This is a genomic window from Hyphomicrobium sp. 802 (assembly GCF_000526135.1).
Taxonomy (GTDB): Bacteria; Pseudomonadota; Alphaproteobacteria; order Rhizobiales; family Hyphomicrobiaceae; genus Hyphomicrobium_B.
Genome location: NZ_JAFM01000001.1, coordinates 1046866 through 1071551 on the forward strand (window position 1 = coordinate 1046866; position 24686 = coordinate 1071551).

26 protein-coding genes are annotated in these 24686 nt (G+C 56.8%); 10 read left to right on the forward strand and 16 right to left on the reverse strand.

Annotation, left to right across the window (positions count from 1 at the left end):
- The first annotated feature begins 27 nt into the window (after positions 1 to 27).
- Entirely contained in the window at positions 28 to 1971 is a 1944-nt protein-coding gene (locus tag HYP802_RS0105215) for a primary-amine oxidase (RefSeq protein ID WP_024275291.1), read from the forward strand.
- Positions 1972 to 2015: 44 nt separating this feature from the next.
- Positions 2016 to 2720 (forward strand): sulfite exporter TauE/SafE family protein, encoded by a 705-nt coding sequence (locus HYP802_RS0105220; protein ID WP_013946060.1) that lies wholly within the window; start codon positions 2016 to 2018, stop codon positions 2718 to 2720.
- A 73-nt stretch (positions 2721 to 2793) separates the two neighbouring features.
- On the opposite strand, the gene HYP802_RS0105225 is transcribed toward HYP802_RS0105220, so the two are convergent.
- On the reverse strand, positions 2794 to 4455 hold the full coding sequence (locus HYP802_RS0105225; RefSeq protein ID WP_013946061.1) for a thiamine pyrophosphate-binding protein: 1662 nt from the start codon (positions 4453 to 4455) through the stop codon (positions 2794 to 2796).
- Between the two features lie 114 nt (positions 4456 to 4569).
- Here HYP802_RS0105225 and HYP802_RS0105230 point away from each other — a divergent pair, with 114 nt between their 5' ends.
- Positions 4570 to 5007, forward strand: coding sequence for a CBS domain-containing protein (locus HYP802_RS0105230; RefSeq protein WP_013946062.1), 438 nt, complete (start codon positions 4570 to 4572; stop codon positions 5005 to 5007).
- Positions 5008 to 5131: 124 nt separating this feature from the next.
- Entirely contained in the window at positions 5132 to 6415 is a 1284-nt protein-coding gene (locus HYP802_RS0105235; protein WP_013946063.1) for a Glu/Leu/Phe/Val dehydrogenase, read from the forward strand.
- Between the two features lie 84 nt (positions 6416 to 6499).
- Here HYP802_RS0105235 and HYP802_RS0105240 read toward each other — a convergent pair whose 3' ends face one another.
- The 4 genes from HYP802_RS0105240 to HYP802_RS0105260 all read right to left on the reverse strand — a co-directional run bounded on the left by HYP802_RS0105240 (position 6500) and on the right by HYP802_RS0105260 (position 8996).
- Positions 6500 to 6853: a hypothetical protein gene (locus HYP802_RS0105240; protein ID WP_013946064.1), complete on the reverse strand. Its 354-nt coding sequence runs from the start codon at positions 6851 to 6853 to the stop codon at positions 6500 to 6502.
- Positions 6854 to 6872: 19 nt separating this feature from the next.
- Positions 6873 to 7280 carry a glyoxalase/bleomycin resistance/extradiol dioxygenase family protein gene (locus HYP802_RS0105245; RefSeq protein ID WP_013946065.1) on the reverse strand — a complete coding sequence of 136 codons (408 nt, stop codon included), beginning with the start codon at positions 7278 to 7280 and terminating at the stop codon, positions 6873 to 6875.
- A gap of 71 nt (positions 7281 to 7351) precedes the next feature.
- Positions 7352 to 8605, reverse strand: coding sequence for an RNA polymerase sigma factor (locus tag HYP802_RS0105255; protein ID WP_013946066.1), 1254 nt, complete (start codon positions 8603 to 8605; stop codon positions 7352 to 7354).
- A gap of 1 nt (position 8606) precedes the next feature.
- Complete coding sequence (locus tag HYP802_RS0105260) at positions 8607 to 8996, reverse strand: YciI family protein (RefSeq protein WP_013946067.1); 390 nt, start codon at positions 8994 to 8996, stop codon at positions 8607 to 8609.
- A gap of 231 nt (positions 8997 to 9227) precedes the next feature.
- Here HYP802_RS0105260 and HYP802_RS0105265 point away from each other — a divergent pair, with 231 nt between their 5' ends.
- Positions 9228 to 9701 (forward strand): SRPBCC family protein, encoded by a 474-nt coding sequence (locus tag HYP802_RS0105265; RefSeq protein ID WP_013946068.1) that lies wholly within the window; start codon positions 9228 to 9230, stop codon positions 9699 to 9701.
- Positions 9702 to 9807: 106 nt separating this feature from the next.
- Positions 9808 to 10143, forward strand: coding sequence for a hypothetical protein (locus HYP802_RS22100; protein WP_013946070.1), 336 nt, complete (start codon positions 9808 to 9810; stop codon positions 10141 to 10143).
- A 3-nt stretch (positions 10144 to 10146) separates the two neighbouring features.
- Here the strand turns inward: HYP802_RS22100 and HYP802_RS0105275 are convergent, their stop codons facing one another.
- A complete protein-coding gene (locus HYP802_RS0105275) occupies positions 10147 to 11055 on the reverse strand; it encodes a LysR family transcriptional regulator (RefSeq protein WP_024275293.1) in 909 nt (302 codons plus the stop codon).
- 127 nt (positions 11056 to 11182) lie between these two features.
- On the opposite strand from HYP802_RS0105275, the gene HYP802_RS0105280 reads away from it, so the two are divergent.
- Entirely contained in the window at positions 11183 to 11956 is a 774-nt protein-coding gene (locus HYP802_RS0105280) for an SDR family oxidoreductase (protein ID WP_013946072.1), read from the forward strand.
- A gap of 63 nt (positions 11957 to 12019) precedes the next feature.
- Here HYP802_RS0105280 and HYP802_RS0105285 read toward each other — a convergent pair whose 3' ends face one another.
- The gene (locus HYP802_RS0105285; RefSeq protein WP_013946073.1) at positions 12020 to 12988 is read right to left on the reverse strand and encodes an SDR family NAD(P)-dependent oxidoreductase; all 969 of its coding nucleotides are present in this window, start codon (positions 12986 to 12988) and stop codon (positions 12020 to 12022) included.
- Between the two features lie 137 nt (positions 12989 to 13125).
- Here HYP802_RS0105285 and HYP802_RS0105290 point away from each other — a divergent pair, with 137 nt between their 5' ends.
- The gene (locus HYP802_RS0105290; protein WP_013946074.1) at positions 13126 to 13710 is read left to right on the forward strand and encodes a TetR/AcrR family transcriptional regulator; all 585 of its coding nucleotides are present in this window, start codon (positions 13126 to 13128) and stop codon (positions 13708 to 13710) included.
- 58 nt (positions 13711 to 13768) lie between these two features.
- Positions 13769 to 14350, forward strand: a complete 582-nt coding sequence (locus tag HYP802_RS0105295; RefSeq protein WP_013946075.1) for a nucleoside 2-deoxyribosyltransferase — start codon at positions 13769 to 13771, stop codon at positions 14348 to 14350.
- Between the two features lie 60 nt (positions 14351 to 14410).
- On the opposite strand, the gene HYP802_RS0105300 is transcribed toward HYP802_RS0105295, so the two are convergent.
- Positions 14411 to 15184: a carbon-nitrogen hydrolase family protein gene (locus HYP802_RS0105300; RefSeq protein ID WP_013946076.1), complete on the reverse strand. Its 774-nt coding sequence runs from the start codon at positions 15182 to 15184 to the stop codon at positions 14411 to 14413.
- 218 nt (positions 15185 to 15402) lie between these two features.
- Here HYP802_RS0105300 and ssuE point away from each other — a divergent pair, with 218 nt between their 5' ends.
- On the forward strand, positions 15403 to 15948 hold the full coding sequence (ssuE, locus tag HYP802_RS0105305) for an NADPH-dependent FMN reductase (protein ID WP_013946077.1): 546 nt from the start codon (positions 15403 to 15405) through the stop codon (positions 15946 to 15948).
- Between the two features lie 91 nt (positions 15949 to 16039).
- Here the strand turns inward: ssuE and HYP802_RS0105310 are convergent, their stop codons facing one another.
- The 8 genes from HYP802_RS0105310 to hypD all read right to left on the reverse strand — a co-directional run bounded on the left by HYP802_RS0105310 (position 16040) and on the right by hypD (position 24670).
- Entirely contained in the window at positions 16040 to 17356 is a 1317-nt protein-coding gene (locus HYP802_RS0105310; protein ID WP_013946078.1) for an NtaA/DmoA family FMN-dependent monooxygenase, read from the reverse strand.
- A 136-nt stretch (positions 17357 to 17492) separates the two neighbouring features.
- Entirely contained in the window at positions 17493 to 18305 is an 813-nt protein-coding gene (locus HYP802_RS0105315; RefSeq protein WP_024275294.1) for an ABC transporter ATP-binding protein, read from the reverse strand.
- Positions 18302 to 19120, reverse strand: a complete 819-nt coding sequence (locus HYP802_RS0105320; RefSeq protein WP_013946080.1) for an ABC transporter permease subunit — start codon at positions 19118 to 19120, stop codon at positions 18302 to 18304. The genes HYP802_RS0105315 and HYP802_RS0105320 overlap by 4 nt, the downstream gene beginning before the upstream one ends.
- Before the next feature lies 1 nt (position 19121).
- The gene (locus tag HYP802_RS0105325; protein WP_013946081.1) at positions 19122 to 20192 is read right to left on the reverse strand and encodes a putative urea ABC transporter substrate-binding protein; all 1071 of its coding nucleotides are present in this window, start codon (positions 20190 to 20192) and stop codon (positions 19122 to 19124) included.
- A gap of 338 nt (positions 20193 to 20530) precedes the next feature.
- Positions 20531 to 21508: a helix-turn-helix domain-containing protein gene (locus HYP802_RS0105330; protein WP_013946082.1), complete on the reverse strand. Its 978-nt coding sequence runs from the start codon at positions 21506 to 21508 to the stop codon at positions 20531 to 20533.
- Positions 21509 to 21833: 325 nt separating this feature from the next.
- Complete coding sequence (locus HYP802_RS0105335; protein ID WP_013946083.1) at positions 21834 to 22439, reverse strand: HupE/UreJ family protein; 606 nt, start codon at positions 22437 to 22439, stop codon at positions 21834 to 21836.
- A gap of 33 nt (positions 22440 to 22472) precedes the next feature.
- Complete coding sequence (gene hypE / locus HYP802_RS0105340) at positions 22473 to 23543, reverse strand: hydrogenase expression/formation protein HypE (RefSeq protein ID WP_013946084.1); 1071 nt, start codon at positions 23541 to 23543, stop codon at positions 22473 to 22475.
- Entirely contained in the window at positions 23540 to 24670 is a 1131-nt protein-coding gene (gene hypD, locus HYP802_RS0105345) for a hydrogenase formation protein HypD (RefSeq protein ID WP_013946085.1), read from the reverse strand. Before hypD ends, hypE begins: the two co-directional genes overlap by 4 nt.
- Positions 24671 to 24686 lie beyond the last annotated feature (16 nt).

Below are 24686 nucleotides of genomic sequence, written 5' to 3' on the forward strand. Positions count from 1 at the left end.
CGCATTGCAACACTTGGGAGCCTAATCATGTCAGAAAGCTGTTGCTCGACGGCCGTGCTGGAAAAGTCATCTTTGGTTCGGCATCCACTGGATCCGTTGTCGCCCGATGAGATCCGGAATGCCGCTGGGGTCGTCAAGGTCGTGGCACCATACGGACCGAAGACGTGCTTCGAGTCGATCGGATTGGACGAGCCGACAAAGGACGAACTCAAGGCTTATGCCGAAGGTAAGCCAGTAGAGCGGCGTGCGGCAGTCAACGCCTCAAGTTCTGAGACGATCGGCGTTACAAAGTTCGTCGTTTCTCTCGATACAGGAAAGGTGTTGTTTCGCGAAGACTGCCCCGACAAACGGCCAATGATACAACTCGAACAGTTCTTGGCTATCGAGGACATTGTTCGCGGCAATGCGGAGTTCATCGCTGCGTGTGCCAAGCGCGGCATTACCGACATGAGCAAAGTGTGCGTCGATCCGTGGTCGGCGGGGAGCTTCGATATTCCGGGGGAGGAAGGGCGCCATCTCTGCCATGTTTTTTGCTGGCTTCGGCTCCGGGAGTTCGAGAACTTCTACGCGCATCCTATAGAAGGCCTCAACGCTGTGGTGGACATCAACAGCGGCGAGGTCATTCGGATCGACGATTACGGCGTTACGCCGATCCCGATGGCTGAATACAACTATGAGCACCAGTTCTTCGACGAGTTCCAGCCGCCTGCAAAGCCGATCAATGTCGTCCAGCCGGAAGGCGTGAATTTCAAAATCGAGGGAAGTCGGCTGACTTGGCGTAATTGGGCGCTCAATATCGGGTTCAATACGCGCGAGTCGCTGACGCTGCACGATATCAGCTTCAACGGGCGACCGATCCTCCGGCGCGCATCTATCGTCGAGATGACTGTGCCCTATGGTTCGCCAGACGCCGGGCACTTCCGTAAGCACGTCTTCGATATTGGCGAGTACGGGATCGGCAAGCTCGCGAACTCTCTTGAACTCGGCTGCGATTGCCTCGGCGTCATCAAGTATCTCGACGCGCATCTCAATACGCGCGATGGTGAGCCGTGGACGATCAAAAAAGCAATCTGCATTCACGAAGAAGATTCAGGCTTGCTGTGGAAGCATACCGATTTCCGCACGGAGCGGTTTGAAATTCGCCGGGGCGCTAAGCTCGTCATTTCGTCGATCTGCACGGTCGGCAACTATGAGTATGCGCTGTACTGGTATTTCTTCCTAGACGGCAAGATCGAATTCGAGCTCAAGGCGACAGGCATTATCAACACGACGGCGTGCATTCCCGGCCAGCCAGGAAAATATGGACGCGAAGTTGCGCCCGGCGTCGTCGGGCAGATCCATCAGCACATCCTCTGCGCGCGGCTTGAGATGTGTGTCGATGGCGACAAGAACAGCTTTGTCGAGTGCAATACCTATGCCGAGCAGGAAGACGGAGAGAACCCTTACGGCAACGCCTTCTACGAACAAGAGACCCTCATAAAGACGGAGGGAGACGCCGCACGGACTGCAAATCTCGGTACGCAGCGCTATTGGAAGGTTATCAATCCAAACAAATTCAATCGTGCTGGAACGCCGGTCGGATACAAGCTCGATGCCCCGGATTGCCTGACGTCGTTCGTTGCGCCAAATTCGTTTTCGGGCAAGCGCGCATCCTTCACGCAGAACCACGTCTGGGTTTCGGCCTACGATCCGACCGAGCGTTTCCCTGCTGGCGAATTCATGAATCATTCGGACGGATCGGGAGATATCAAGTCTTTCGTTGCCAAGAACCGCTCGATCGAGAACACGGATATCGTGCTCTGGCATACGTTCGGATTGCACCATTCGGTTCGACCAGAAGACTTTCCCGTGCAGCCGTGCATTTCGGCCGGATTCAAATTGATGCCGTCCGGGTTCTTCGATGGAAATCCGGCGATCAATTTGCCGCCCGTCGTCAACGCTGCGAGCTGCTACGCCGACACCGGCAAATAGCAGCGTTGGAGGTCCAGTCCGTTTTAGGACGGGGAGGTTGACGGATGGACGGCGCGGCTTTGTTTGCCGGTGGGTTTGTCATGGGGCTCGCGGGAAGTCTGCACTGCTCGTGCGTTTGTGGTGGCATTGCGTCGTCGCTGCTGTTGGCGACGGCGCCTAGCTCATCCGCGCAGAGATCGCAGTTGCGTGCACTTGCCGGCATTCAAACCGGGCGCGCGCTGACGTATGTGCTCGGCGGAGCGGTGGTCGCATCGGTCGGATCATCATTTGCGAGTTTGATGCATCTTGCCGGATTGCAGGCAGCTGTGCGTATGATGGCCGCCGCGCTCATCGTTGCAGTAGGGCTGTCGATTGCCGGTATTCTGCCGCGATACGGTCTTTCTAAGGCAGTCACCGCTGTTCATGAGCGCATTCGTCGGTGGCTGCCTGCACGGATGTCGAAAGGTCTGCCGGTGATGTCCGGCATGGTCTGGGGATTTGCACCGTGTGGCATGGTCTACAACGCCTTGATGATGGCAACGGTCAGTGGATCAGGGACCGATGGTGCGTTGTTCATGGGCGGTTTCGCAATTGCAACGATGCCCGCAGTCAGCCTCGCTGCATACGGATCGGCGAGGGCCGTAGGTCCTGCGGGCATGCTCTCTCGGCCGCGTCTCAGAACGGCAGCGGGGACGATTGTTGCGATACTCGGCTTGGCGAGCGCAGTCATTCCGTCAGAAGCTCTGACAAGTCTTTGCTTGCCGGGTTAGGTAGGCGTAACGCTTCTTGTCTCTTTGGGCTCCGCGCTTGGGCCAATGGCAAGGTTTCGAGGCGAGACGGCTATTATTGGCTGTGCTTTTTATCAGGTGAAAGTTCAGCGCCGAGGCGTTTCAGGGCGTCCGACATATCCAGTTTGTCGAGCATGATTTCGATGACGGCGGGGCCATCGTTGCTGCTTCTCGCCTGGTTCAATGCCGCGTCGAGCTCTTCCTCGGTTTCGACGCGACGCCCCCAGCCGCCACCGAAGACATCCGGCAGTTTGTGATAGTCCCATGATTGGATATCGTTATAGGGGCCTTCGTGAATGACGCGTTCGGTGGTGTAGCCGTCATTGTTCATGATCAGCAGGACGACCGGGATATTTCGCCGGCAAAGCGACGATAATTCCTGCACCGTCATTTGCAATGCGCCGTCACCGATGAGAGCGAGAACGCGGCGGTTCGGGGCGGCGATAGAGGCACCCAGAACCGCGGGAAGGGCGTAGCCGATCGATAGGTAGAACGCCTGCCCTATAAAGCCGACATCATGATGCATGACGAGGTCGGCAGCGGCGAACAGGCTGTCGCCTGTCTCGGCAACGACGATGGTGTCGTCGCGGATATAGTCGTTGACGCGGCTCATGACCTTGTCGACCGTGAGCTTGGCTCCGCGGTGCGCAATCGATGGCTTGGCCTCACGTTTGGCTGCGCTTTCAAACGGGGGATGGGGCAATCCCTGGGCCGGCATGCGATCCGCGAGGCCGGTCACCACGTCGCCGATCCATACTTGCTCGTAGACGTGTTGGCTGATCTTCAGGCGGCCGGAATTTGCGAGGATCAATTGGCGGCCTTCGAGCTTGCCGGTAAACACGCCGAAATTGATGTCGCTGATCCACGCGCCGATGCAGAGCAGGACGTCGCTGGCTTCGACGATTGCCCGAACATCCTTTCGCGACATGGCACCTTCGTAAACTCCAATCGCCTGCGGGTGAAGTTCCGAGATGACGGTCTTGCCGAGGAGAGTTGTTGCAACCGGTAGCTTGCTCTTTTCGACGAGACGCATGAATTGTTGCATCAGGCCGTAGCGATGCAGCTCAACGCCACCGAGAATGACCGGCCGCTTCGCCGACGCGAGGAGGGCCATGACCTCGTCCAGGGCTTCGTTCAATGAGTCCGGATCTGACACGGGTGGTCCGGACGGTGTCTGCCGTTTCGAGGGCTCGCAGGGCTGATCAACGATATCGACGGGAATTTCGATCATGATCGGGCGCTTCTCAGAGAGACAGCGGGCAAGCGCACGGTCGATGAGTTGGGGCGCGTCTCCAGCATCGTCGAGCAGAACGGACGCAACTGTGATGTGTGCATAGGCATGCTGCATTGTCGAAAATTCGCCCACGCCGTGATGAAGCAGCATTGAGGAGCGGCGCTGATTTGTGCGCGGTCCGCCGACCAAGACCACGAGCGGAACCTGTTCCGCATAAGCGCCCGCGACGGCATTCATGGCGCTGAAGCCGCCGACGCCCCATGTCACGACGGTACAACCGATGCCGCGGATGCGAGCATAAGCATCGGCAGCATAGCCCGCATTAAGTTCATTACAGGTTCCTATCAGGTCGACGCCAGATGCGATCAAGCGATCCATGAACGTCAAGACATAATCGCCGGGAACGCCAAAGGCGTGCTCAAGGCCCGCCTGTTTGAGCCGCTCGATCAGGTAGTCGGCGACCGTTGTCGATTTTTCCGGCATTCCTTCCCCACCTTTAAGACATGGCATCCAACTAAATTAGCCCTGCACAGGCACGTCGTCAGTGATAGATTCAAGGGTGTGAGTGGCCAAACCGCAATTTTTAGGATTATGGCTATGATTGTTCAAAATATCCTCAAAGCAAAAAAGAATGCGCATGTTCTGACCGTACGGCCGGACGACACGATCCTTAAGCTCGTGCAGATGCTGCGGGCCGAGGGCGTTGGCGCAATGGTTGTCAGCAGAGATGGCCAGGCGTTGGATGGGATCATTTCTGAGCGCGATGTGGTGCGCGCCTTGGCGACCAACGAAAACAGGCTTCTGGCGTTGCCAATATCAGCTCTCATGACGCACGAAATCGTTACGTGTTCTCCCGGCGATACGATCGCGCACGTGACGCATTTGATGACGGAACGGCGTGTCCGACATCTTCCTGTGGTCGAGAATAATCATCTCGTCGGGATCATCAGTATCGGCGACGTCCTGAAACACCGCGTTGATGAAGTGCAGTTTGAGGCAGCGGTTCTTCGCGATATCGCGCTTGCGGGCCGCTAGCTCGGACAGCTATCGCACGTTTTTGCAGTGAGTGGCCGCGGCGCGTTTCCGGCGCAGTCACGCCATGTTTTGCGCCCATCGAATAAGAGACATTCATCTTTCAAATAACAGCAATAAGAAGCGCATGACCAACATAACAGAAAAGACATCGCCGCCGTTGTCGTATGCAAAGTCTTCATTTCCAAGCCCCTGGGCGACGTATCTTGCTCAGGTCGATCGCGTAACGCCCTATCTCAAGACTTTGGCGCGTTGGGTGGAAACACTCAAACATCCCAAGCGGACGATGATCGTCGACGTGCCTATCGAAATGGACGATGGCATCGTCCGTCATTTCGAAGGTTTTCGCGTGCAGCACAATCTTTCGCGCGGGCCCGGCAAAGGCGGCCTTCGGTTTCATCCGCAGGTTACGCTGGAAGAGACAATGGCACTCGCTGCCTGGATGACGATCAAGACGGCCGCGATGGATCTGCCATTTGGAGGAGCAAAGGGCGGGATTCGCGTTGATCCGTTTGCGCTGTCGGACAACGAGCTGGAAAAGATTACGCGGCGCTATACCAGCGAAATCAGCATCATTATCGGCCCGCAAAAAGATATTCCGGCGCCAGATGTCAATACCAATGCCCAGGTCATGGCATGGATCATGGACACCTACTCGATGCAGGTTGGGTTTACGGCGTCAGGTGTCGTAACGGGAAAGCCATTGCATCTTGGCGGTTCGCTGGGGCGCGTCAAGGCAACGGGACGCGGTGTCTTCGTTACTGGACGCGAAGCGGCATCGCGTATGGGCTTGAGCCTCGAAGGCGCGCGGGTCTGCGTGCAGGGTTTCGGCAACGTCGGTTCGTCCGCGGCGGAGCTTTTCGTTCTCAATGGTGCAAAGGTGGTCGCGCTACAGGATCAGTGGGGTACCGTTATCGATGAAGCGGGAATCGACGTTCCCGCGCTGATGATGAGCGCGCCGTCGAGAAAAGGGATCGGCGGATCGCCGGATCTTAACGATGCTTTCTGGAGCACGCCCTGCGATATTCTGATTTTAGCGGCCTTGGAATCGCAATTGACGGCCGAGCGCGCGCGCCGGACGACGGCAAAGCTTGTGCTTGAGGGCGCCAACGGACCGACCCTGCCTGATGCCGACGATGTTCTTACCGACCGCGATATTCTCGTGGTGCCGGATGTCATCTGTAACGCCGGCGGCGTGACGGTGAGCTACTTTGAATGGGTGCAGGATTTTTCCAGCTTTTTCTGGAGCGAGAACGAAATTAACTCGCGACTCGATACGCTTATGGTTGAAGCATTCCGCAAGATATGGGCGTGCGCGGATTTCAATAAGGTTTCGCTACGAACGGCCGCTTATATCGTGGCTTGCGAGCGAATCCTGGCTGCGCGAGAGGCGCGGGGGCTATATCCGTAGTAGCGGTGGCAGGAGATTGATGAGGGAGCGAGATATCTCGCGCCCTCGAAAGATTTTGCGATGGATGGGCCGAGGTAGACGCAATTACGCCATCCCTGGAACCGGCAGGCACTCCATCACCTCGATGTGGTCGCCGGGGAAAATCGTAAAGTGAGGGTGGTTGAGGAACAGGCGCGTTGCTTCTTCCTGTGAATTGGCTTTAACCACCGTCCAGGCACATAGTTCGTTGCGTGTGTCCGACATACCGTTCTTGTCCGCACGCTTTGTTTTTCCGAGAGGCGAGCCCATTTCGGATATGACGCCGTTATGATCGGCCACCCATTTGTGCCACGCGGCCATACCGGCTTGCTCGCGGTCTTTGCGCTCCGATTCAGGTAGCGCCTTCCAAGCTTCCATCGCGTCTGATTTTCCGAAGAAGACGGCAAGGTAGTTTTTCATTGCAACTCTCCTTATGAGATTACTCTTTTACGGGTCCGTTGATGGCCCACACGATGCCGAACGGGTCTTGGACTTGGCCATACCGATCGCCCCAAAACATGCACGAGATCGGAACTTTAGGAGTGCAGCCCGCCGCGATCGCCCGCTCGTACCATGCGTCAGTGTTATCGACGGCGAGCGTAATGTTGAAGGCTGCGGGCGGGACGGGCGGATAGCCGTGCTCGGGGAAAAAGTCGCTGAGCATGACGGACGAACCGTTGATGTAGAGATGGGCATGCATCGTCCGTCCTTGCTCGTCGGGCGGGACGAGGGCGGCCAGGGTGCCTGCAAACGCGCGTTGATAGAATTCTGCTGCTTTCACTGCGCCATCGATGGATAAATAGACGATGGCGCCGCCTTTTACCGGCGCCTTGACACTTTCGGTCATGATTTCCTCCGTCTTGATCGCACTTCAAGGACGGCGCTTCCGGCCGCCATCCGACAAGGCGCAAAAAAAAATCATTCAGCATCGCGAATAATGCGATCCAGATGCTGGCGAATATGAGCCGCCTGGGCTGGCGTCGTGGCCAGAGATATAGCGCGATCGAAATCAGCGCGTGCTTCCGCCGTTCTACCGAGTTGCAATAAAAAAGCGCCGCGCGCGCCGAAATAATGAAAATACCCGGACAAGGGCCTTTCGAGCGGTTCGATCATGGCAAGGGCTGCTTCGGGTCCGCGAAGTTTTGCGGTCACCACAGAGCGGTTTAACGTGACTACAGGTGACGGCTGCATACGTTCGAGGGCGGCGTAAAGCCCGTCGATTGCCAGCCAATCGGTTTCCTGGAAGCTGCCGGCGCGGGCGTGTGTTGCGGCGATGGCGGCTTGGACCTGGTAGGGGCCCGGACGGTCATGGCGCATGGCCTTGTCCAAGAGAGCCACGCCTTCGTTGATCAATTTTGTGTTCCAGAGATTTCGATCCTGATCTTCCAGCAGGACTGCTTCGCCCTTGTCATCGAACCGGGCGCGCAAACGTGATTGCTGCAGCATCATCAACGCCGTCAGCCCCATGATTTCCGGTTCTGTTGGATAGAGGCGCAAAATCAATCGCGCCAGGCGAATGGCTTCATCGCATAGAGACGCGCGGGCAGGATCATTGCCCGCGGTATAGCCTTCGTTGAAGAGCAGATAGATCATCGTTACGACGGCCGCGAGGCGTTCGGATCGTTCAACCGGCCCTGGCGTTTCGAACGGTACGTCAGCTTTCGCTATTCGAGCCTTGGCGCGCGTGATGCGTTGCTCCATTGCAGCATCGCTGACAAGAAATGCGCGTGCGATCTGCGCGACGGAGATGCCCGAGACGATACGAAGCGCCAGCGCAATTTGTTGTGTCGCGGGAAGTTCCGGATGGCAGCAGATAAAGAGAAGGCGTAAGACATCGTCTCGGTAATGCGAGTCATCCAGCCGTTCAATCAGCGGAGCTTCCGCATCGCCAAGATCGGAGATCATCTCATCAGGCGGTAACGCTATGTCACGGCTTTTGCGGCGGGTGCCGTCGAGAGCCGCATTGCGGCCAACCAAGATCAGCCAAGCTACCGGATCGCGTGGCTGGCCGTTTCGAGGCCAATTGCGGAGTGCGCGAAGGCAGGCTTCCTGATAGGCCTCTTCGGCCGTGTCCATATCGCGAAAGTAGCGAAGCAGTGCGCTGACCGCTTGCGGACGAGAAGCGGTCAGTATGCTGTCGATCCATGTCGGATCTTGAATGACCTGGCTCATATCAATAGGCTTTGATGCGATCCTTTGGTGCATTCTCTCGCGCTTCAGGCACGTAGAGGGCTACGGGACGTATTTCGTAGACGCTCGTCGGATTGGCGGCAGAGAGTTCACGCGCGACCGCCAATGCTGCATCGAGATCGGGAACGTCGATGACATAAAAGCCGAGGAGCTGCTCTTTGGTTTCGGCGAACGGGCCGTCAATAACCATGTCGGGACCACGCAGCGTGGTTGCGGCGGTGGTCGGCAAGAGCCGTAGTGCGGGGCCGAGCTTGCCTTCCTTGACGAGCTTCTCGTGAACCACATTCAGCCGCCCCATCACAGCGTCGTCTTCCTCCTTGCTCCAGGACCAGACGACGTCTTCTTTATTGTAGCAAAGCAGCGTGTAGAGCATGGCGTCTCCTCTGTGTTTGCTTCCAGGACGTCTCAACGTCTGGCAATCCGACATGTTCAATAAAAAAAATCGCAGTACGGCATCGGGTATAAGGCTGTCGCTTCGACGGGCACATGAATATTCCTAAAAATCACCCATTCCTGTTGTCGGATGGGCGACGCAGCATACGTCTTGAAGACAGAGCGGAGCCGATAACGGCTTTTCCGCGACTGCGAAACAGGGAGAAGCGTCGTGTCGGATAAGCAGAAAGCGACTGCAGCAGCCACAAATACCGTTCGATTGCATCGTGTCTTTGCCACCAAGCCGGAGAAGGTCTATCGGGCATTTCTCGACGGCGATGCTATGGCGCGATGGCTGCCGCCTTACGGCTTTATCTGCCACGTCGCGCAGATGGACGCAAAGGTGGGCGGCAAGTTCAAAATGTCATTTAAGAACTTCACGAGCGGAAAAGTGCATTCGTTTGGCGGGGAATATCTGGAACTCGTTCCGAACGAGCTCATCCGCTACACGGATAAATTTGACGATCCCAATCTTCCCGGCATCATTCATGTCACGGTTGTGCTCAAGGCCGTTTCAGTCGGCACGGACGTCAGCATTGAGCAGTCTGGTTTGCCAGCCGTCATTCCGGTCGAAGCCTGTTATCTCGGGTGGCAACAGTCGCTGGAGCAGCTTGCGAAACTCGTAGAACCGGACATTCCGGATTGAGGCTATGTGCGCATTTGCCGACGAGGCGCCATGAAGTACGCCATCAAAGTTTCAGTGCAGGACGTGAAGGCGAAAATATTTGCCTTCGCGTCGCAGAAGACGATGTATGGCGGCAAAAAATGTTGCTAAGGGCGATACGATCTTTGTGTTCGCCAGCGAAAATGAGGGTGGTATTGGTCTCATCGGGAGGGGTGTTATTGTAGCTGCCGAACCGGTCGCGAGAAAACTCGGCGTCGTGAGGCAGACACCTCGCGTAAGCGTGGTCATCAAGCGGACAGGCGTGACAAAGCAAGCTCTTGGTCGCAACAGCCTTAAACGTTTTTCGGACTGGGACGACGGCCGGCCTGAAACGGAACTCAACTTCAAATTCTATCGACAGGCCACGAATAAGATCGTTGAAATTTCGGATGAAGCTGCGGCGTATCTCGATACATTTTTTTAGAGTCTATTGTGCACGGACGACTTCGCGCTTGATCAACTTTTCCAGCCATTCTGCGAAAATCTGAAGGCGGCGGGAAAGGTGCTGACGATGGGGATAGAGCAGCGTTATCGGCATCGGGGCGGCTCGATACGTTGGCATAACCTCGCAAAGTTCGCCGGCTTCTATGTATCGTCGGACATCGAATGCCGGAATTTGAATCAGACCGAGGCCTGCAAGGGCACATGCAATATAGGCTTCGGCGCTGTTCACGGTGACTCGGCTGCGCATCGAGAGCGTGCGAAGTATTCCGTCCTCGAACCATTCCCAATCTTCGGTGCGGCCGGTCGAAGGTGAGGCGTACTGGATGGCCCAATGTTCAGTGAGGTCTGCGGGCGTTTTCGGAATGCGATGACGGCGCAGATAAGATGGGCTGGCGACGTTGATCAGTGTGAGCCTTCCCATGGGGCGTGCGATTAACACCGAGTCCGTCAACGGACCGACGCGTAAGACGCAATCGATGCTATCTTCCACGAGATTTACAGCACGATCGGTAACGCCAAGCTCAATCGATATTTCCGGATAGGTATCGAGAAAGTCGGGCAAGGCAGGAGCGACGATAAGGCGTCCAATTCGGCCGGGTACGTCGACTTTAAGTTTGCCGGATGGCTTTGCTGCCGTCTGGCGGAAAAGCCCTTCGGTTTCTTCCACGTCTGCTATGACGCGCAGACAGCGCTCGTAAAATGCGACGCCATCTTGTGTCGGCGAGACCTGTCTCGTCGTTCGGTGGAGAAGTCTCGTGCCGACGCGCTCTTCAAGTTCCAGGACGGCAGCAGAGACCGACGACCGCGGCATGCCAAGCGTATCTGCCGCGCGTGTGAAGCTGGAGCATTCGACGACACGCGCGAATACGCGAAATAGCTCGATCCGATCCAAGTCGCTGAAACAACCTTTCATTGCGCGTAAATTCTGACAAGTGATGTCGTAATATAATGATTTATCCGCAAATTATAGACTGTACGGTGTCGAGCGAACAGATACTGACAAGGTGATAGAAGTGAAAATGGCTGATCACAGCATCAAAGGAAAAACCGCAATCATTGCGGGCGGCGCCAAGAATCTTGGAGGTCTTATCGCGCGCGATCTAGCTGCTCACGGCGCCAAGGCGATTGCTATTCACTACAACACTGCGGCGAGCAAGGAAGCGGCTGAGGAGACTGTTGCGGCCGTGAAAAAGCTCGGGGCCGAGGCGATCGCGGTTCAGGGTGATCTCACGACGGCCACAGCCATGGAAAAGCTTTTCGCCGATGCCGTCGCAGCGCTCGGGCGTCCGGACATCGCCATCAATACGGTTGGCAAAGTTCTGAAAAAGCCGATGGTTGAAATATCTGAGGCGGAATACGACGAGATGAGTGCCGTCAACGCCAAGGCCGCGTTCTTCTTTCTCAAAGAGGCCGGTAAGCACATCAACGACAACGGCAAGATCGTAACGGTGGTAACGTCTCTCCTTGGCGCTTACACGCCATTCTATTCGAGTTATGCCGGTACCAAAGCACCCGTCGAGCATTTCACCCGTGCGGCATCAAAAGAGTTCGGCGAGCGCGGCATTTCGGTGACGGCGATCGGCCCGGGCCCGATGGATACGCCATTCTTCTATCCGGCAGAAGGAGCCGATGCCGTTGCGTATCACAAGACTGCCGCGGCGCTGTCGCAGTATTCGAAGACTGGTCTGACAGACATCGAAGATATTGTGCCTTGGATCCGCATGCTTGTCTCGGACGGCTGGTGGATGACAGGGCAAACGATCTTGGTCAATGGCGGTTACACGACGAAATAGACGATCATGGCGAGGAACCGCATCCTACTTTGGCAGTGGGCCGCGGTTCCTCGCGCTTAGCGATTAGAAGCGTTCGCCGACCATTTCTTCGCTTTTGGCCCACAGCGCCATCGCCCTTTCAGGGTCCAGTGCATAAGCGCGCACTCCGCCGCTCACGATGTCCATCTTGCCATCGGTTACGGACGCGACGTGGCAATCTTCGCAGTACTTTGCGCCGATTTCATCGGCTGGCGCTACGAAACCCGCCCACACGGTTGTTGCGGCGCCCTGCGGAACGGTCTTCCACTGGAATGGCGGTCTTCCGGCCGCTGCGGCTTGAGCATTGATCTGCTTCAATAGTTCATCGATCTCGCCGGGCTGCATATGGCGCGCAAGCTCGGTGGCGATGCCACCCGGATGTATCGCGGTGGCGCGAGCGCCCTTTTCTTTGTGGCGTCGGTCGAATTCGACAGCAAACAGAATATTCGCTGTCTTCGAGCGACCGTAAGCGACCATGGGATCGTAAGGCGTATTCGCGAAATTCGGATCGTCGAGATCGACGTCGGAATAACGGTGGCCGGCAGATGAGACGTTCACCAGCCGTCCGCCGGGTGCGATCAATGAGGCGATGCGGTTGACGAGGACGAAGTGTCCGAGGTGATTGGTTCCGAACTGCATCTCGAAGCCATCTTCCGTGTGCCAGAAGGGCGTGCGCATGACGCCGGCATTGGCGATCACAACGTCGAAAGGACGTCCGTCAGCCAGCAGAGCGTCGGCGCACGCGCGTACGCTTTTGAGGGAGGCGAGATCGAGATCTATAAATGTGATGCTGCCGCGGTTCTGGACTTCGGCGCGGGCTTCTGCCGTCGCACGCTCTGCCTTCGCAAGGTCGCGTACGGCGCCGACGACTTCTGCGCCGTGGGCTGCTAGTGCACGCGCGGTCTCGACGCCTAAGCCCGCTGAAACGCCCGTTACAAGTATGCGTTTGCCATGCAAGTTGACGTCTTGAAGGACATCTTCCGTTGTTGAGGTTGCTCCGAAAGCCGCGGCCATGACACTCTCCTTTATACCAGTAGACGCACGCCTCCGTTGGCGGCGGAGCATTGTCTGCCGACCCGATTTGGCATAAAAGGAGGGTGCCTCCATTTATATACGGAGGCATTCTCCGTTTATCAAGAGGCATTTCGTGTGTGAGCGATAAAGGTAAGCCTACTGCGGCCCGGAAGGTCCGCGTCGATGCGGAGCGCAATCGGCTTCGCCTGCTGGAAACAGCGAAAGGGGTCTTTGCGGACAAAGGATCAGCCGCGAGCCTGGAGGAGATTGCACGCGATGCCGGTGTCGGCATCGGAACGCTGTATCGGCATTTTCCGACGCGCGATGCGCTCATCGAAGCGGTCTATCGCAACGAGACCGAGCAATTGATGGCGGCGGCTATACGGCTCGCGAAAGAGCGACCGCCGGTCGATGCGTTGCGTGCGTGGTTGCTTATTTTTGTCGACTACATGGCGATCAAGCACGGGATGTCGGAAGCATTGAGTTCACTCGTTTGCGGACCGTCAGATCTTTACGCGTCATCCGGCGCCAAGGTCACCCAGGCGATCTCGACGTTGGTCGAAAACGCGACGGCGAGTGGCGATATTCGGCTGTCGGTCGAGCCTCTCGATCTTTTGCGGGCGTTGGCCGGCGTCGCGACGATTGCGACGGGTCCATCGGGAACTGATGCGGCCAAACGTTTGGTCGATATTCTCCTGGCGGGAATTTCCACGCGCACATAGTCAGGGTGACAGGCATCGTCTTGTCCTGTCGTGCGCGGGGGCAAAAGCGGGAGGCATTGTGTCGAACTACAAGATTTATCTGGCGGGGCCTGAAGTATTTTTGCCCGAATTTGGAAAGCCAGTCTTCGACGCAAAAAAAGCGCTGTGTGCTGAATTTGATTTCGAGGGCGTATCACCGATGGACGGCGAGCTGGATCTCGGCAAACTCTCGGCGTTCAGCCAGGGCATCGCTATTTATCGCGGTAATCTCGATCACATGAAGAGATGCGATGCCGTGATTGCAAATATGACGCCCTTCCGGGGCGTGAGTATGGATCCAGGCACGGCATTCGAAATGGGGTTCATGGCTGCCACGGGCAAGCCGGTCCTCGGCTACACGCATGTGACGTCGCCGTTCCATCAGAGATCGAGCGGATATTACGAACATGGTCGAGCGGATTTGCTGGAGATGTACAGCGCGGGCACGTCGGTCGAGCGTTTCGACATGTCGGACAATCTGATGATGGTGAGCGCCGTACATGAGAGCGGATTTCGCGTTCATCAAGTGGATGTTCAGGCGGGAACCGAACTGACTTCCTTGGAAGGATTTCGCTCCTGTTTGATTGATTTGTCGGCGCTTTGCGGCAATCGGCGAGTATAAGACGTTTTCAATAGAACTCTTCGGTACGTCGGCCCTCGCGCCGTATGCGAACGATGTCTCTTATTTCTCTGCTGATAGTCGCAGATCATCGCTCTGTGTTGAGAGCGAACCTATAGGATAGGTGGTCGGGAGTTCCGCAAGCAAAAGTGCTTCGCCACGAATGCCCGCTCTCGCTAGGTCCAGGCCGTCGGGACCGCTGATGCCGCTCATGCCTGTATACTCAAGTTCCGCTTCGGTACCGCAATGATTTGCGTAGGCGAGAAATAGTCCATTCTCAAGTGCGCGGGCGCGGACGAATGTGGTCGGAACCTCGACAAAGGGAAGCATATTCGCGGTTGGCGCGACGATGAGATCCGCGCCGCGTCGCTTCAATGCGCGGGCGAATTCTGGAAATTCGATATCGTAGCAGATCGCCATTCCGATCGTGCAGTCGCCGAGGCGGGCGACGACCAATTCGTCACCGGCGGTGAACAATTCTTGTTCCTTCGGACCGAACAGGTGAATCTTCCGATAAAGCGCGACGAGATTGCCCTGCGTGTCGAAAAGGGCGGAACTATTGAAAACGTTTTTTCCGTCGCGTTCGGCAAACCCAACACATATCGCGCAGCTTTCGCGTGCTGCGATTTTAGCGACGGCGGTGAGCGAGGGGCCATCCATTGCTTCTGCCAACTCGGCTGCTCTGGAGCCGATGTTGTATCCCGTCAAGAATAGTTCGGGCAGAACGACAAGATCGGTCCCCCAGCATGCCGCTGTGTGGACGGCTCTACTGATCGTGGCGATATTCTTCGCTTTGTCCCCAAGTGCAGCGCTTACCTGACAGACAGCCAGTCGCATTTTATTTCAGCTCCGTATCCTGGATTACTCGTTGAGTGGCGCCTGCTTTGGCGGATCTGATCGCAAGCCTCTTTGTAAGTGCGCCGGCTTTCAAGTCTGAAGTTTGACCCCATGCACGGATGTGCAAAGGCTTATGCATCAAAGTGCAAGACCTCTGCGGCATAAGAGTTATCGTGCACTTTATGTATATCGAAGCCCACAGGAGCTAAGTGACCTTGATGCCGTCTATCCTTGTCGTCTCTGCCAGCCCTTCCGAGAAATCGAAGACGGCAGCATTGGCGCAGCATGTTGCCGATCGTCTGACTTCGATGGAGATGGAAGCCCGGCACTTGCGGCTGAGGGATTTGCCGCCCGAGGCGTTGGTGCGCGCGGATACCAAAAATACTCAGATCGCAGAGGCGGCGGCTCTTCTTAAGGACGCCCATGGCGTCGTTTTGGTTACGCCTACCTACAAGGCGTCCTATTCCGGCCTGCTCAAGGTTTTTCTCGATCTTCTGCCGCAATATGCGCTCGCGGGTAAAGCAATCCTTCCTCTGGCGACTGGCGGAACGTTGGCCCATGCGCTCATGCTTGATTACGCGTTGCGACCGGTACTTCATGCGCTTGGCGCACGTCATTCCGTCCAGGGACATTTCGTTATCGAGAGCGTTCTCGATCCGACGTCAGATGGACTGATCACAGACGCGCGTTATAGCGAGATGCTAGATCAGGTGGTCGGTCAATTCGATGAAGCCGTGAAGTTTGCTGCGAAGAGCGTTGCATAATAGAGGTACGCTCTGTTCCTTTTTTTTGTTGTCAGTATTTTGTCACGGGACGAGGCGGAGGATGAGATCGCATCCTCCGCCTCTCATCGCATTAGAACGCGACAAGATTTTCTTTCAGGGTCTTGCCGGTGTATTCGGTGCGAACCAGACCTTTTCTTTGCAGAACAGGTACGAGGCCGTCGCACACTTCGATAACGGTCCGGCGGTTCGTCGATTGCACGGGTGTCGTGATGAGAAAGCCGTCACCGCCAACGGCGGCCATTGTGTCAGCCATTTTATCCGCAACTTGTTCTGGCGTTCCCACGAGTTCGACCGAACCAACGATGCCGCCGGATGCTTCGACGACGAGCTGACGAAGCGTCTTGTTCGAACCCCATTGCTGGAACATGTCGAGCGAGCCCTGTTCGCCGTTCGTGATAAGCTTCTCAGGCAGCGGCTTGTTGATGTCGTACTTCTTGAAATTGATATCCGTGATGGCCGAGATGAGCGCGAGGCATTGTTCCAGAAACATTGGATCGGACGTCTTGCGCGCGTTCTTTGCCTTGGCCTCTTCTTCCGTTTCCGCGAGAACCGGTGCGACGAGGAAGAGTATCTTGATGTCGTCCGGATTGCGGCCGTGGGCTTTGGCGCGTTCTCGTACGTCGTCGCGGAATGCTTTCATCTTTTCGATGCCCGGCGCCACGGCGACGATCGAGTTGGCGTGCCTGGCGGCGAAGTCTCGGCCTTTGGGAGATCCGCCGGCCTGCACCAGAGCGGGCACGCCTTGCGGTGAGCGGACGGTATTGAGTGGGCCGCGGCACTTGAAGAATTTGCCTTCAAAGTTGACCGCGTGAACTTTTCTGAAGTCGGCATACGTCGATGTCGCGCGGTCGCGAATGACTGCATCCGGCTCCCAGGAGTTCCAGAGTTTGTAGCACAGGTTCATGTATTCATCGGCCATCTCGTACCGCAGCTCGCGAGGAGGTAGTGCATCGAGGCCGAAGTTTTGTGCAGCAGCGTTTTCTGCCGAGGTCACGATGTTCCAGCCGAAGCGGCCGCCTGCGATGCTGTCAACGGTCGAAGCAAGGCGTGCCAGCAGAAACGGCGGATAGGCCAGCGTCGACATGGTGGCGACGACGCCGAGTTTGCTTGTTGCAGCGCTGATCATCGTCGCCAACGGTACGGGATCATGCTTCGGTGCAAATCCAAGAGCGTGCTTCAAGGTGATTTCAGCGGTGCCGCCGTAGGATTCGGAAATGGCGAGTTTGTCTTCGAGCATGATGTAATCGAAGCAGGCACGTTCGAGCGACTGGGCCATTTCAACGTAAAACTTGCCGTTCCACGGGGCGCCGCCGTTCGAGAAGGGGCCTAACCATTCGTCGGCGGTGAAGTTCGTGAACCAGCCGAGATGGAAGCGTTTAGCGGTCATTCATTATCTCCATTGAGACGCTGTCGTTATTTGGTGCGTCTGCCCAACGATAAGATCCCGCCTTTTGCGTCCCAATGAGATTCTGCAGCCTTTGCGCGAAACGACAAAAATTCATTCCTGATAGGAGGGATGGTTGCTAGCGGTGGGAATTGGAAAAGAGGTCGATCACATGCGGGCTTTCGGAATTCTCCTGCCAGGAGGCTAGAGTTTCACCACGCTCACTCGGCGTCTGGCCGGCAAGGCCGACATCGCGAACCAAAGTTGCGCCGTAGGCATCGGGAGCTTGGGGATCGCGCCGGACTTTACCGAATTCGAGGACGCGCGTTGCCAACGTGAATGCTTCGGTCAGATCGTGCGTGACCATGAAGACTGTCATCTGGCGATCTTGCCAAAGCTGGTGCATCAGCGTGTGGATGTTCGATTTAGTCGGCGGATCGAGGGCGCCGAAGGCTTCGTCAAGAAGCAGGACTTTCGGACTGCAGAGAAGCGCTTGGGCGATCGCAAGTCGCTGCTGCATGCCGCCCGAGAGTTGTGCCGGATAGTGGTTTAGGACGTGACCGAGGCCAACACGCCCAAGCATATCAGTTGCGGAACTTTTCGCTTGTGCGCGTTTATTGCCGAAGAGATGTCCGCCCATTTTTGATTGCGCGAGTTCTGTCCCGAGCATTGCGTTGCCAAGAACGGTGAGATGGGGAAAAACGGAGTACCTCTGAAAGACGATACCGCGATCGCGCGCGGGCTCAGTTGATATCTGTTCCTCACCGACCAGAATTTTACCGCGGGTCGCGGGCTCCATGGATAACAGCAGACGGAGGAACGTCGTCTTTCCGCATCCTGAGGGCCCGACAAGGGCGCAAAATTCGCCCTTTTGGACCGTGAAATTCAATCGCTCGAGTACGGTCGCACTGCCGTACTCCTTCCAGACATTCTTGATCGTAATTTCACTCATGGGGCGGCCGCCTTTGCCCACGGAAAGAGCCTCGCACTCAGGATGCGCAGACCGTAGTCCATCAGAAATGCAAGAGCTGTGATCCAGATGACGTAGGGTATGATGATATCCATCGCGAGGTAGCGGCGGACGAGGAAGATGCGATAGCCCAGGCCGTCGGTTGAGGCGATTGCTTCCGCAGCGATGAGAAACAGCCATGCGGGTCCGATTGAGAAGCGCAATCCATCCAGCACGCGCGGCAGCATTTGCGGCAGGACGATCCGCGTCATGATCTGCCAAGTCGAGGCGCCCATTGTTTGCGCTTTCACGAGGAGTTCGTATGGCATCTGCTCGATACGCAGCGCCAGATCGCGAATAAGATAGGGCGTTACACCCAGAATGATCAGGACGATCTTAGAAAGTTCGTCGAGACCGAAGGCGATAAACAGAATCGGCAGAAGGGCAAGCGGCGGGACCAACGCCAGCACGGCCACGAACGGATTGGCGAGCGCGGCAGCGTAGGGAATAAGTCCGAGAAGAGTACCAACGACGATGGCGATCACGAAGGACGTGCCCAAGCCAATGGCAAGACGCCGGAGGCTCGAAAACGTATCGGCCCAAAACAGATACTGACCGGTGCGTGTATCTTCGGAAAAGGCAAGATGGGAAATTGCCGATCCCATCGCGCTGAAGGGCGGCAGGAGTTTGTCGTTGGGATTGGCATGCAACCTTATCTCGGAGCAGATGAGATAGAGGATGATGAGGGCGATAAAGGGCACCAACCCGAGGAAACGTGCAATCCTCGGGTTGGGCTTTATATTGATGATGCGCGGCACCTCAGAGCTTTCCCTCGGCGGCCATCTCCGTAAACTTGGTGTTGAAGCGGAATTTGATGTTCTTTGGGTCGCCGATCGTGGACCCGTCGGGGAATTCGATGCCGACGACATCTTTTGACGCCGCGTTTTGGCCAAGCAGGCCGTGCTCGAATGAGAACGTGCGGACGAGATCCATGATCCTCTTCATCTCGGCAGGGCTTTCGAATTTCAGCGTCTCTGCCGGAGTATTGAATAGGTACGTGGTGGCGAGCTGAGCCTTGAAGCCCGGGACATCGGTGCCTGATGCTGCAGCCATCGACGCGATCGCCTTGTCGGCTTCCGGCGTTCCAGAGTTCATCAGGGCCAGCATTTCATACCAAGCGCCCGTCAGAGCTTTGCCGAAATCGGGATTGTCTTTCAGCGTTTGGGTGTTCACGGCCATGACGTCCATGATCTCACCGGGGATCTTGGAGCTATCGAAGACGAGCGTTGAGCCTGGAACCTTTTTGATGTCGCTCAGCATCGGGTTCCAACTCACGATGTTCTGAATATCGTTAGAGCTGGTGAAAGCTGCGACGCCGTCGCTCTCCGTCGTGTTGACCGTCTTCACGTCGCGCTCTGACAACCCCACGCTATTCAAGGCGCGCGCGAGCAGGTAGTGGGAAACCGAGAACTCGACGAGGTTGACCTGCTGGCCTTTGAGGTCGGAAACCGATTTGCCCTTCTTCATGACGATGCCGTCGTTGCCGTTCGAGTAGTCGCCCATGATGAGGACAGTCGTGTCGACGCCGCCGACGGCCGGGATTGTCAGTGTATCCATTGTGGCCATGCCGCAACCGTCGAACTTACCGGCGGTATATTGGTTGATGGATTCGATGTAGTCATTGAGCTGAACGATATCGATGGTGATGTGATATTTGTCGGCCCACTTCTTGAGGATGCCGTGGTCGGCGAGGTAGCCCCACGGCATCCAGCCTGCGTAGATCGACCAGGCAACCCGGAAGTGATCTTTCTTCTCCGCCATCGCGGGCGTCATGAAGGCCAGACTGCATGTCGCGAGTGCGATGAGTGCCGTGAGTAAGCGTTTTCGCATCAAATTAATTCCCTGGGTTTGCCGTGGTCGAAACTTCGCAAGTTCGTGCGGAAGCCGCCGGCAATGCCGAGCAGCCTTATTGGCTTCGGAGAATGGAAGTTCTGATGGTGTGTTGCCGGAGCTTGCCAATTCAGTTGGGGGCTCCGTGCATTTGCTTGGCACGATAACAGTCTGATCTGGCCCACACTTGCGGGTGAGCGCACAATCGATTGCGCAATCGCGCAACGTGTCATTTTCGATTTGAAAAAATCGTGCGCACGATGCAGGCAGACGGGTTGCCGCAAGAGCGTCGGCCCCGGAGCGCCATTATCCTTCGGAAAATCGTTTCAGCTTGCGCGTCAGGAGGGCATTTGCGCGCGTTCTTTCGCACGCGAGGCAGCGGCGCGCATTTCGCGGGGCGTCATTCCATAGCGTGCCTTGAAGTGCCGGCTGAATTGCGCTTGATCGCTGAAGCCCCAGCGATAAGCGATTTCGCTAATGCTCTCTTTTCTGTGGGTTTCGGCAAGTTGCGCGCGGCATGCTTCCAAACGCGTGTCCCGGATCCATTGCGCTACGGAGATGCCGCTGCCCTGAAAGAGCGTGTGAAGATAGCGCACGGAGATATTGCAAGCCCGTGCAATCATATCGAGGGAGAGCGATGGATTGCCGATGTTTTGCTTCACAAAGCGCTCGACACGACCGAGATGTGCGCGCTGAACCGACGTCTGAGCGCTGTTTGCTGCGTGATCGTCGGATTGAAGGGCGAGTACGAATAGCTCGATAAATGTGTTGCCGACGCCTTCGGCGGAGGCTTGCTCGGATGAGCCGAACCGCAATGGAACGTGGCGAACCATATCGAACAAAAGGCCGCCAACTCCGCAATCGCCGTCGAAAAGGCGGCCGAAGAATGGGTCAAGGGAGCGGATATACCGTTTCACGGATGCCAGCGGTATCTTCAGGCACCAGACTTCATTCGGGGTTGCTTGGAGAAAGTCAGAAGGCGTGCGGCCTTTTTCGATGAAGAATTGTTTTTTCGGGCACGTCAGCTCGATGCCGTCCTGTGCGAAAAAGATGTCGGAAGCCGATGAGAATGATACGATGATGTTATCTTCGTTATCGCTTTGGACGTGCTGGGTGCCGCGAATATAGCGGATTTCGTCGGACCGCATCCAAGTCAGCGTGGCGGTGCCGAGGTCCCAATTTCGCAGGACGGCGTTGAATGATTCAGGCTGCCGATATGATGCTTCGACCGGAAATATCGTTTCGGAGACCGCATCCTGCCATGTGCGGATGCGTTGCGGTGGGGGCATCGCCTCGACAGAAAATTCGCGGTACATCCAGTCATTCCGCTGCGGTGAAAGCCAACGGGAGGAAAGCAACTTTGATGCCAGTCACAGATTGCGATGAGATGCACGGAAAAAGCGCTATTTCTCAACCTAGCGTCGAGAGACGCAGTTCTTGAGAAAACGGGGGGTCGGCTGAATTATTTGCGAAACGCGCAAATTTTGGGCCGAACGCTCGCGACCAGTAGTGGTATGAACACTGCGATAAGGAAGCCGCGCTGCACTTATGATACCGTTGCAAGCGCCGTCGCTGCCGTTGGCGCTTGCATCAACTTATGTGGTCGGGCCGCAAACCCGAGCTTCTCTCTGTGAAATTATGCTACGCTGAGAGCCAGCCTGCCAAGAGTGACACGCCCGCAAGTGCGCCTGCGGTTCCTGCCAAAGCATTGAGCAGCCTTGAGCGAGTAGGACCCAGGCGATCGAGGCTCAAACCCAATGCTAGGCCGGAGACGTGAAGCAGGGCGGTCGCGCAGACGAATCCTGCGGCATATGGAAGGAATGCAATTCCAAGCCCGATGCCTTCGGTGCCATGCGCGTGGCCGTGGAAAACTGCAAAAAGTCCGACGAGAGCCATCGCTGCAATCGTCGGTAGCCTGACGCCGAGTGCAATGGCCAAGCCCATAACAACGACGGAAAAGCCGATGCCTTCCTCGACCATCGGCAGCGGCCAACCGTAGTAGCCGAGTGCTCCACCAAAGATCATTGTGCCGACAAATGCCGACGGCACGAGCCAAAGCGCGGCGCCTCCGAGATTGGCTGCGAAAAGACCGACAGCGACCATCGCCAGAATATGATCGATACCGCTCATGGGGTGGACGAAGCCATGGCCGAACGTATCGACGGGACCCACGCCGACGTGGGCAAAGGCAGGTCCTGCGGTTAGAACAAGGGCGGCACACGCGAGTGCCGGTAGTTTTTTCAACATCGTGTTTTCTCCCGGTGGGTGTTTCATAAGACGTCAACAAATTCTTGGAAGCTGCTCGCCGACCAGCATGTCGACGATGCGAGTGCCGCCGAAAACAGTGCGCATGGTGACGCGACCAGGCTCTCCCGCCATTACTTCGCCGACGATTTCCGCGTCGTGCCCTAAGCTGTGCGTACGAAGAGCTTGAAGCGCTGCGTCGGCTTCATTTCGCGGCACGATCGCAACGAGTTTTCCTTCGTTGGCGAGATAGAGCGGATCGAGTCCGAGGATTTCGCAGAAGCCCTTCACTTCTGGTCTGAGCGGTGTGCGCTCCTCATCGACTACGATCGACACGCGAGATGCGTCAGCGATCTCGTTGAGGACGGTGGCGATGCCGCCGCGTGTCGCATCACGTATGGCGCGTGTGTGGGGCGCGGAGCGAAGCAGGGCGGCAATCAATCCGTCGAGTGGCGCGCAATCGCTCATGATCGGGCTGTCGAGCGCCATATCGCCTCGAGCGCCGAGAATTGCCGCGCCGTGATCGCCAAGGAAACCGTTGACGAGAACGACGTCTCCCGCTTCCGCAAATTCGGCGCCAAGCGAGATGCCCTCGGGAATGACGCCAATGCCCGTCGTTGTCAGAAAGACTTTATCGCACGCGCCCTTGTGCACGACCTTCGTATCGCCGGTGACGATACGAACGCCGGCGCTGCACGCCGTCTCGGCCATGGAGCGCGCGATCCGGCGCAGCAGATCAACTTCCACACCTTCTTCAAGGATTGCGGCGCAAGAAATGTAGAGTGGCTTGGCGCCTCCCACAGCGAGATCGTTGATGGTGCCGCATATTGCGAGCTTGCCGATGTCGCCGCCCGGAAAGAACAACGGATCGACGACGAAGCTGTCGGTTGTGAAGGCGACACGGTCGCCCAGCTTCGTTAGCCCGAGAAGATCGATGCGGGCCTGGTCTTCCAACGTTCCGTGGCCTTCGCGATCGAAGACGGAAATGAAGACATCATCGATCAGATCCTTCATCGCCTTGCCGCCGCCGCCATGTGCAAGGGTCACGTTCGGCACAGAGACGGTGCCCAGTCGGCGGGCTCGCCGGTTGATAGGAATTACATTCATGACGCCACCGCCTGCTTTTTCACGCCGCCGTACTGATAGTAAGCGGCGCATGCACCCTCGGAAGAAACCATGAGCGCACCAAGCGGCGTCTCCGGTGTGCATGCCGTTCCGAAGACTTGGCATTGCCAGGGCTTGATGATGCCCTTGAGAACGTCGCCGCATTGGCACGCTTGTGGATCGGCGATCTTCAGATGCGGCATCGCGAATTTGCGTTCGGCATCGTATCTTTCATAGGCGTCGCGGATACGCACGCCGGAGTGATCGATCGACCCGAGGCCGCGCCATTCGAAAAACTCGCGAAGCTCGTACACCTTGAAGACTGCGTCGAGCGCCTGATGATTGCCCGCCTTAGGGACAATGCGCTTGTATTGGTTCTCGATCTCGGCTCGTCCGTCCTTGATTTGCTTTAGAACCATCCAGATCGACTGAAGAACATCAAGCGGCTCGAAACCCGCGACAACCATGGGCCGCTTATAATAGTGCGCCACGAATTCGTAAGGATCGGTGCCGATCACCATCGAGACGTGCCCTGGCCCCAGAAAGCCATCGAGCTGCATGTCTGGGCTATCCAGGATTGCCTTGATCGTCGGCACGATAGTGATGTGGTTGCAGAAGACCGAGAAATTCGTGATGTCTTCAGCCTCGGCCTGAAGGATCGTCAGTGCCGTCGACGGCATCGTCGTTTCAAAACCGATACCGAAGAATACGACCTCGCGATCCGGATTTTTACGGGCGAGCGCCAGCGCGTCCATCGGCGAATACACCATCCGGACGTCAGCACCTGCTGCCTTAGCTTGCAGCAAGCTCTTGCGTGAGCCCGGAACACGCATTGCGTCGCCGAAGGTCGTGCAGATGACGTCGGGCCGTTCCGCGACAGCCACGCAATCGTCGATCCGGCCCATCGGGAGGACGCATACCGGACATCCAGGGCCGTGCACCAATTCGATCTCCTTGGGCAGCATGCCTTCAAGCCCGTAGCGGAAAATCGAATGCGTGTGGCCGCCGCAAACTTCCATGATCGCGATGGGTCGCTCCTTGGCGATATCGATTTCGCTCACGAGAGCTTCGATCTCCTTCACCAGCGTTTTTGCCTTGTCGCGGTCGCGAAATTCGTCGACGTACTTCATGGCTTCATCTCCCGGT

Bases quoted from the DNA above. Each gene is read 5' to 3' on its own strand.
- HYP802_RS0105215 (WP_024275291.1), top strand. From the start codon at position 28: ATGTCAGAAAGCTGTTGCTCGACGGCCGTGCTGGAAAAGTCATCTTTG.
- HYP802_RS0105220 (WP_013946060.1), top strand. From the start codon at position 2,016: ATGGACGGCGCGGCTTTGTTTGCCGGTGGGTTTGTCATGGGGCTCGCG.
- HYP802_RS0105225 (WP_013946061.1), bottom strand. From the start codon at position 4,455: ATGCCGGAAAAATCGACAACGGTCGCCGACTACCTGATCGAGCGGCTC.
- HYP802_RS0105230 (WP_013946062.1), top strand. From the start codon at position 4,570: ATGATTGTTCAAAATATCCTCAAAGCAAAAAAGAATGCGCATGTTCTG.
- HYP802_RS0105235 (WP_013946063.1), top strand. From the start codon at position 5,132: ATGACCAACATAACAGAAAAGACATCGCCGCCGTTGTCGTATGCAAAG.
- HYP802_RS0105240 (WP_013946064.1), bottom strand. From the start codon at position 6,853: ATGAAAAACTACCTTGCCGTCTTCTTCGGAAAATCAGACGCGATGGAA.
- HYP802_RS0105245 (WP_013946065.1), bottom strand. From the start codon at position 7,280: ATGACCGAAAGTGTCAAGGCGCCGGTAAAAGGCGGCGCCATCGTCTAT.
- HYP802_RS0105255 (WP_013946066.1), bottom strand. From the start codon at position 8,605: ATGAGCCAGGTCATTCAAGATCCGACATGGATCGACAGCATACTGACC.
- HYP802_RS0105260 (WP_013946067.1), bottom strand. From the start codon at position 8,996: ATGCTCTACACGCTGCTTTGCTACAATAAAGAAGACGTCGTCTGGTCC.
- HYP802_RS22100 (WP_013946070.1), top strand. From the start codon at position 9,808: ATGGCGGCAAAAAATGTTGCTAAGGGCGATACGATCTTTGTGTTCGCC.
- HYP802_RS0105280 (WP_013946072.1), top strand. From the start codon at position 11,183: ATGGCTGATCACAGCATCAAAGGAAAAACCGCAATCATTGCGGGCGGC.
- HYP802_RS0105285 (WP_013946073.1), bottom strand. From the start codon at position 12,988: ATGGCCGCGGCTTTCGGAGCAACCTCAACAACGGAAGATGTCCTTCAA.
- HYP802_RS0105300 (WP_013946076.1), bottom strand. From the start codon at position 15,184: ATGCGACTGGCTGTCTGTCAGGTAAGCGCTGCACTTGGGGACAAAGCG.
- ssuE (WP_013946077.1), top strand. From the start codon at position 15,403: ATGCCGTCTATCCTTGTCGTCTCTGCCAGCCCTTCCGAGAAATCGAAG.
- HYP802_RS0105310 (WP_013946078.1), bottom strand. From the start codon at position 17,356: ATGACCGCTAAACGCTTCCATCTCGGCTGGTTCACGAACTTCACCGCC.
- HYP802_RS0105315 (WP_024275294.1), bottom strand. From the start codon at position 18,305: ATGAGTGAAATTACGATCAAGAATGTCTGGAAGGAGTACGGCAGTGCG.
- HYP802_RS0105325 (WP_013946081.1), bottom strand. From the start codon at position 20,192: ATGCGAAAACGCTTACTCACGGCACTCATCGCACTCGCGACATGCAGT.
- HYP802_RS0105330 (WP_013946082.1), bottom strand. From the start codon at position 21,508: ATGTACCGCGAATTTTCTGTCGAGGCGATGCCCCCACCGCAACGCATC.
- HYP802_RS0105335 (WP_013946083.1), bottom strand. From the start codon at position 22,439: ATGTTGAAAAAACTACCGGCACTCGCGTGTGCCGCCCTTGTTCTAACC.
- hypE (WP_013946084.1), bottom strand. From the start codon at position 23,543: ATGAATGTAATTCCTATCAACCGGCGAGCCCGCCGACTGGGCACCGTC.
- hypD (WP_013946085.1), bottom strand. From the start codon at position 24,670: ATGAAGTACGTCGACGAATTTCGCGACCGCGACAAGGCAAAAACGCTG.